This window comes from Synergistaceae bacterium, assembly GCA_031272035.1.
GTDB lineage: Bacteria > Synergistota > Synergistia > Synergistales > Aminobacteriaceae > JAISSA01.
In genome coordinates, this window is sequence record JAISUO010000030.1 from 1 (window position 1) to 7,674 (window position 7,674).

6 protein-coding genes are annotated in these 7,674 nt (G+C 54.1%); 5 read left to right on the plus strand and 1 reads right to left on the minus strand.

Annotation, left to right across the window (positions count from 1 at the left end):
- Positions 1–514: 514 nt before the first annotated feature.
- The 5 genes from LBR61_03375 to LBR61_03395 all read left to right on the plus strand — a co-directional run bounded on the left by LBR61_03375 (position 515) and on the right by LBR61_03395 (position 7,274).
- A complete protein-coding gene (locus tag LBR61_03375) occupies positions 515–1,642 on the plus strand; it encodes a response regulator (protein ID MDR1731114.1) in 1,128 nt (375 codons plus the stop codon).
- A gap of 233 nt (positions 1,643–1,875) precedes the next feature.
- Positions 1,876–3,675: a diguanylate cyclase gene (locus LBR61_03380; GenBank protein ID MDR1731115.1), complete on the plus strand. Its 1,800-nt coding sequence runs from the start codon at positions 1,876–1,878 to the stop codon at positions 3,673–3,675.
- Between the two features lie 103 nt (positions 3,676–3,778).
- On the plus strand, positions 3,779–4,210 hold the full coding sequence (locus LBR61_03385; GenBank protein MDR1731116.1) for a response regulator: 432 nt from the start codon (positions 3,779–3,781) through the stop codon (positions 4,208–4,210).
- 67 nt (positions 4,211–4,277) lie between these two features.
- The gene (locus LBR61_03390; protein ID MDR1731117.1) at positions 4,278–5,156 is read left to right on the plus strand and encodes a PilZ domain-containing protein; all 879 of its coding nucleotides are present in this window, start codon (positions 4,278–4,280) and stop codon (positions 5,154–5,156) included.
- 123 nt (positions 5,157–5,279) lie between these two features.
- Entirely contained in the window at positions 5,280–7,274 is a 1,995-nt protein-coding gene (locus LBR61_03395; GenBank protein ID MDR1731118.1) for a methyl-accepting chemotaxis protein, read from the plus strand.
- Positions 7,275–7,343: 69 nt separating this feature from the next.
- Here LBR61_03395 and LBR61_03400 read toward each other — a convergent pair.
- The coding region (locus LBR61_03400; protein ID MDR1731119.1) for a hypothetical protein at positions 7,344–7,674 on the minus strand (331 nt) is incomplete at its 5' end.

Consider the following 7,674-nt stretch of genomic DNA (forward strand, 5'->3'; position numbering starts at 1 on the left):
ACTGCGTTCTTCTTAAAATCTTCATCATATTTCCGACGATTCACGGACATTCTTCGAGTTCCCTCCCGTTTCCTGAAACTCCCTTAACTTACTGTCCGATATTTTAACGAAGTCCCAACAGCAAAATAGTCTAAACTGAACACGAATATATAATAAGCTGTCCCAAAATTGACACTGAAGAAAAATTCTTATAAAAGCCCTTGTTGCAAGGGAATATAAAAAATCGGCTTGATCATGAGCGAAAATGACCTTGACAAAACAGACAAATTGCGAATTAAGCGCCATTTCACGTCAAAAGAAGAACCAACGGAAAGCATAACGATCTTAATTTGTCAATGCGTTTTTCTGCCCTTAATGAGCAGAAAAATGCTAAACCTGCATGGAAAGCCATTTTATAAGGCGTCCAATAACCTGCTGCTTCCTTTGGGGATTTATCATTATGCAAGGACAAGCGCTCACTCCAGGAGAACCGATGCTCCGCGACAGCGCAAAGTCTGGGAAGGAGAGGACGCCCATGGAAAGCAACGAAGAAAGAGGGTATCCCGTGGTCCTTGCTGTTGACGACAGCGCCGCGAATCTGAAACTTGTCAAGAATGCCCTTACAAAAAAATTTGCCGTATTTACCGTGCCCTCGGCGCGAAAGATGTTCGCTTTTTTGGAAAGCGAGACGGATCTACTGCCGGATTTGATTCTGTTGGATATCGCCATGCCTGAAATGAGCGGTTATGAGGCCATCAAACGTCTTAAAGAGGACGAAAGAACCCGGAACATCCCCATCATCTTTTTGACCGCGCACGACTCGCCGGAGAAGGAGATTGAGGGATTGACCCTGGGCGCAGTGGACTACGTGGCCAAGCCGATCATTCCGCCGATTCTGCTGCAGAGAGTCGGAGTGCACATTACGCTTGAAAGGCAAAGGCAAAAGCTGGCGATGCAGGCAAAAGAGCTGGAGTCTCAGCGGCTGGCTCTGGTGCAGTTCAACGAGAGCCTCCAAAGCCTGGTGGAGGAAAAAAGCGGCGACGTTATCCAGCTCCAGAATGTCATTCTGCAAACCGTTGTCAACCTCGTGGAAAATCGGGACGACATCACCGGAAGGCATATCGAACGCACGCAAAAAGACCTGAAAATCATGGTGGACGGCCTGAAGGCAATGGGGCTCTATCAGGAACAGGTGGAGGCCTGGAACGTAGACGTGCTTCTGCAGTCTTCCCTGCTTCATGACGTGGGAAAAATCGCCGTGTCGGACACCATATTGAACAAACCCGGAAAATTGACGCCCGAGGAGTTCGAGGAGATAAAAAAACACCCGGTGGCCGGCGCCCGTATCATCGACAACATTATGGCCAGCGTCAACGACGGAACGTTTTTGAACTACGCCAGAATATTCGCGGAAGCGCATCAGGAAAAATGGGACGGAAGCGGTTATCCTTATGGACTTTCCGGCGAAAACATCCCTTTGGAAGGGCGTATTATGGACGTGGTGGACGTGTACGACGCGCTCATTTCAGAACGACCCTATAAAAAAGCCTTCAGCCATGACGCTGCCGTGGAGATCATCAGGAACGGAAAAGGGACCCACTTCGACCCCGTATTGGTGGACGTGTTCCTGACTGTCGCGGACAAATTCAGAGATGTCGGGTGAAAACGAAATGTGCGAAATGTGACAGTGGGGGAGTAATGGAAGTTGATACCAATTTGCTTTCAATCGAGTGTTAATGAAGAAACTAAATGTTTGAATGTCATTGCTTTTAGCTATTCTAACTTTAGGCCTTTGATTTCAAATTGGTATGAATCGCGGTTACCCTCGTTTGCGTCTTGTTTGCGGAAATTGTTTACCGGAGTGTCTATAGTGAAAATTGCGGAGGTTGAATGGTAATGACTCGATTCGAATTGGGTTTGCGAAAACTGTTCAAAGTACGAAATGTTCCGCTCGAAAAAAAACTGTGGATTTTCTCCTCCATCTGCGGAGTCGGGGCTGCCGTCTCCCTCGTCGCCTGGAGTGCGGGCATTGGGGCGCTTTTGTTTCTGTGCCTCTTCGCCGCCGGGCTTGGGGTTTGTCTGGCTCTCGTGCTCAAAATGAAAATAAGCACGACCCGCCGGGCGCTGGAGGCGTGCGAGACGGCCAGTGCGGTTTTTCACGGCGCTCCCGACGCGGCGATCTTTTTTGACGACCGGTTCCGCGCCGTCGACTGCAGCGACGCGGCTCTGGAGCTCTTTGAGGCAGACGACAAAGAGCGGTTCCTGAACGAATTCGAAGAGATTGCGGCGAAGATGTTCCCGGAGTTTCATCCGGACGGGACCCCCGCGCCGTCTTTGGCGGACAGGCTGAGGGAACCTGGTCCCACGGGGCGCGTACGATGGATTACGGAACTGCGCAACAGAGGGGATAAAACACCCCTGCCGGTGGCCGTGACGCTGTACGGCGTTCCGCGGGGAGACAGCTTTGCCGTCGTCTGCCGCCTGACGGACCTGAGCAGTCGGCAAAAACCCTTATGCAGCAGCAGGCTTCTTTTGGACGCCTCCATATCAAAGATGAGGATCGGGGACGATCTTCTGCTGAACTGTCTCGGGTTGCTGTCCTGGACAGTTGGAGTGGAGTGCATTCATATCTGGCAAAAGCAGATAAAACGAGACCGGCTGATCTGCACGAGAAAATACGCATGGAAAAAGGAATTGGGTTTTCTGGAGGAAAGAGATCCGGTCTTCTTCCACCTTGACGACGCAGCCATGTGGACGGAGAAATTTATGCAGAAACAATACGTGTCCGGCTCGAAAGCCAGTTTTTCTCCTTCCGAACTCAGGCTTCTGACGCCCTACGACATGAAGTCCATGCTGTTGGTTCCCCTCTTCAGCGGAGAAATATTCTGGGGCTTCATCACTTTCGAGAGACGTGAGGATCGGGAATTTTCCCCGGAGGAAATTGACGTTCTTTCCTTTGTCAACAGCCTCTCATTCAGCGCCGCCGCCCGCGACGGGGAGTTTTCGATCGATGAAGGCGATATGAACTGCGGGCTGGGACAGCTCCTGATTGAAAGAATGAGGCTTGATCCCTTCAGCAGCCTGCGCCGATGGGTCAATTTTTACATGGATGCCGTCAACGATTACGAATCGGTGGTGTACAACCGCGGCGTGGGCAGCGTTTTGAGAATCTGCATCGACTCTTTCGACCAGATCGAGGACATTTGGGGGGCAGTCGGAGGAGACGAAGCCGTCATAAAAGTCCTGAAGATCGTTTTGCCCAGGCTTCGCGACTCGGATTTGAGCGGGCACTGCAACAAAAAGGGAAATTTTTGCCTCTGGCTTCCGGGCACCGGTTTGAAAAACGCCGTCACCCTCGCCCAGTCGCTCCGCAAGGAGGTTGCAAAAGAGACGTCCAGGATCGGGCCGTACGCGTCCGGGCGGGGAAGACGCGTCGCAAAAACCTCAAATATTGAAAAATCTCTGGGCCTCACGATCAGCGTCGGAATAGCCAGCATCGACTATGACCTTTGGGGCAATGAATTTTTGGACGAACTGATCGTGAGAGCCGAAGCCTGCCTTCAGGTGGCGCAAATGGAAGGAGGAAACCGGGTGCGGTCGGATCCCTTCCAGCTCATTCTGGAACGCCTTCCGATAGTTGACCCGACCTTCGAATCCGAAAAAGTCACGGAGATTGAGGCGTTTGAGACCAGATAACGTACGCGCGCACGAGAGAAAATCAGAATAAAAAATCCGGATAAAAAGAAGATCGGTGTAAAAACAGAACTGCAGAGTGCAGAACAGGGAGGCTGTGGAGCGTATGAGCAAAAAAACGATTCTCGCTGTTGACGATGTGTCTTCCAACCTGGTGACGATCAAGGAAATTCTGATGAATGACGACTTTGACATCCGTGTCGCCAAAACCGGAATGACCGCGTTGGATATTTTGGAAAAGACCGAGATCGACCTTGTTTTGTTGGACATTGAGATGCCCGGCCTGTCGGGCTTCGATGTCATGGAGAAACTGCAGCTTATGCCCAGGGGCGGGAATATTCCCGTTATTTTCGTCACGTCTCACCTGAACAGCGACTTTGTGACGCGGGCCACAAAGGCCGGAGCGAAGAACTACGTGGTCAAACCCATAACGCCCGATGTCCTGAAAGATCGCATTAGAAGAGTCTTCACGGAGGAGAGCGATTTTAAAGCGCTCTGGAGGAGCTTTGAGGAAGATTCAAAACGTTTGGGCCTGTAACGACTGACGATAACTCAGCCCGCCAGCCGCATCGCGAAAATCGTGTCCGTGGGAAGGAGAACGCAGATTGAAACGGTTGTCTGAAAAACAATCGAGAAGTGAGGAGCGAAACATCGCGGTTTCACTGGCGCCTTTCGTCAGAGGCGCGCCGGTTGAGGTGGAGCTCTCCGACGGTTCCAGCCACAAATCGTTCATTTTGGGCGTCGAGGACGACGGCATTATGCTTCTTCTGTTTCCCCGTGACGGAAAAGGCGGGCTTATCCGCTTTGCGCCGGAACAGATCCTTGTGCTGCGCCGGACTCTTCAAAACGGGAAATATTCGCTTACTGTGCGAGTGACCGGCATAATGCCCTCGAATAACTGCGCCTTCATTATTCCCCGCGGCACGGTCGTCAAACAACAGCTGCGCGAGTGGGTGCGCCTGCCCATAACAAAGGCGGCCCGAATCTCGTATATGAAAGTGGACCCCGCCTTCCGGAAGGAAATGGTGGAGGAAATCGTTGAAACGGCAAACATCAGCGTCGGAGGCCTCGGACTCCTGAGCCGGCATGATTTCAAGCCGGAAGAAAAACTTGCGGTGAAACTGTTTCTCGACGACACCGTCACCCTCACCCTGAAAGCGGAGGTGCGCCGCTGCCATCTCCACACCCTGCAGCCGGAAAACGCAAAGCCGGAGGAAAAAAAGCACGACGGAAAACAACTTGACAATAAACACCATGACCATAAGCATCATGATGGAAAACACCATAGTGGAAAACACCCGACAACCATGGAAGAGCGGCGCGAGGAAGAAAGAAAGAACCTGTATTACGTTGCGGTGAAGTTCCTGGAGCCGTCCCAGACGGAAACGGGCGCGCTTCTGCGGTTCGTGCGCACGGAAGAGCTCAGGCTCGCCCGCGAAGCCAAAGAAAAAGCGGACTGGATTGATAAACTGAACCAACCATAAAATCAATGTGCAACCCCGATTGTCAACGAAAAGAGGGTGGCGGCCCGTATGGATATAAACCGGATGGCCACGGCTCTGGTCTGAATTTTATAGTGTATGAGAGAAAAAGGGGGGGAGCGTTATATGTTAAAAAACATGCACATCAAAACTCAAATTATTTCCTCGGCTTTCTTTTTGGTTTTGCTGTCCGTGGTCTGTTCCAGCGGCATGGCGCTGTGGTACACCTACACTTCCATTACGAACAGCTTTTCAGAGGAAGCCACGCGTTCCATTGTCGGGTTCCAGAAAATCGTGGCGGGCATGATGAGGGAAACTGAGGCGTTTCGGGACAGCCTGATCAAACTGAACGAGCTGGGACGGCTCGTGAGTGAAAAGGACAAAGAAGGCATTTTCGAGCTCACGAAACCTCTTCTGGACGCCTCGGACACCGACGTCCTGGTCATTGCGGCGCTGGACGGGGAAGTTCTGGCCCGCCCCCATGACAGGGCCAGAGTCGGGGACAACATCGGGCATGGCGACGACTTCAAAACGGCCATTGCCGGAACCTCCTACGCCGTGTTCATGTCCAACCCGTCCTCAAAACTGGGTTACTACTGCGGCGGCCCGATAAAATACCAGGGGAAGACGGTGGGGATGGTTCGGGCGGCGTTCTCCCTGGAAAATCCGAAGATCGTGGACGAGATCAGTGACCTCTACGGCGTGGAGGCCACCGTTTTCGCGGGAAGCACGCGAATCAACACCACCATCAGGGAAAACGGCAAAAGGGTGGTGGGCACCAACGCCGTTCCCGCCGTGATAGATGCCGTGGTGAACAAGGGCGGAACCTTCAGCGGCGAAATAAAGCTGTTCGGCCAGAATTACCTCGTCCGCTACAGCCCCATCAGGGACTCGACCCCCGGCGTGAAGGGAATGTTCTTCACGGGCAAGCCCATAGCCGAGCTGAACAGAACGATCAGCTCCATCGTTCGAGGCGTGGCTCTGGTGTCGGTGGGGGTTCTGGCTCTGGCCTTTCTTCTGACGCTCTTGATCGCGCGGGGTATAGCGCGTCCCCTCAACCGCATCGTCGCTATCGTCCGCAGGGTCGAAGGAGGGGACTTTCTCATTCCCGAGGAGGAGTTCGAGTACCCCGGAAGGGATGAAATGGGCGTGATTTTCACGCAGCTCAGACAGGCCGTGGAAACCCAGGCCGACTGTCTGCGAGAGACAAAAGACTCGGCGGACACGGTGATCAATGACGCGGAGGAGCTGTCGGCCCTGGCGGAGACCACGGGCGAGGCCGCGAAGAAAATCGACGCCTCCGTTTCCGGCATCGTGGGCATATCCCAGGAGACGAAGATTCTGTCCGCGGAGGCCAACGACAGGCTGAAGCAGGTGGCCGCCGACGCGCTCCAGGTCTCGACCTCGGCGGAGGAGTCCGCCAGGTCCCTGCACGGCGTGTCCGTGGAAGCTCAGGAGGCGGTGGAGAGCTTCAACGTCGTCCTGAACGAGATGGGGCAGGTTATGGCCTCAGTCAACGGCAACAACGCGCACATTACGTCCCTGGAGGAGTCCATTGAGGAGATAACGAACTTCGTTTCCGTCATCACGGGCATCGCCGCTCAGACGAACCTGCTGGCGCTGAACGCGGCCATAGAGGCCGCCCGGGCGGGCGAGAGCGGCAGAGGGTTTTCCGTGGTGGCGGAGGAGGTCCGAAAACTGGCAGAGGAGTCATCGGGCGCGGCCAAGCGCATCAATCAGGTCATTGAGCCGATTCGGGAGAAAACCCAGAAGGTCATCGACGGGTCGGCGCAGTCCATGACCACCCTCAGAAAAACCATCCAGGACGCCTCCGTCGCCAAAAAGGATCTGATGGCCTCATCCCAAAGCATCGACCAGGCCAATAATTTCATCAAACATATTGTCAGCATCGTTCGGGAGCAAACCGGCATCATAACCGACGTGACAGGCAGGACGGAGACCCTCGTCCAGCGCATGGCAGAGCTGGCGTCTCAGATAAGCAGCATCAGGGGCGACGCGACGGAAACGCTGGAGGCCTCCCATCAGATCTCCAACACGGCGGTGAGCCTGGGGAATATGGCCTCCTCGCTGAACAAGTCCCTCTCCCGCTTCAAAATGTAGCGGCTGTAAAAAACAGGGGGCGGAGGCTCGCTCAAGGCAGCCTCCGCCCCTCTGCGTTTCAGTGTCGTTTCAATTCGGCGTCTGGGTTATGGCCACGTTGATGGGGTTACTGGCGTTGCCGCTGCGCGTGATGCGGATATTTCCCTCTCTGTACCGGCCCGTGGTGTTGTCGCCGTTCATTTTCACCGAGAGGATGTCGCCGGTTTTCTGGATCGTAAACCAGTCGGCCCCCGACGTGATTTCGGCGGTCCAGCCGCCCTGACCGCGAACGTTCATGTCACAGCGGTTTTTGTCGTCGCCCACGTTCTGCCCCGTCTGAATGGGGAAGACGAGGGTCGTCTTTTCCACGGCCAGAAGCGGAGGCTGAGGCAGCGTCATGGTGCCGCTGATTGACCCATCT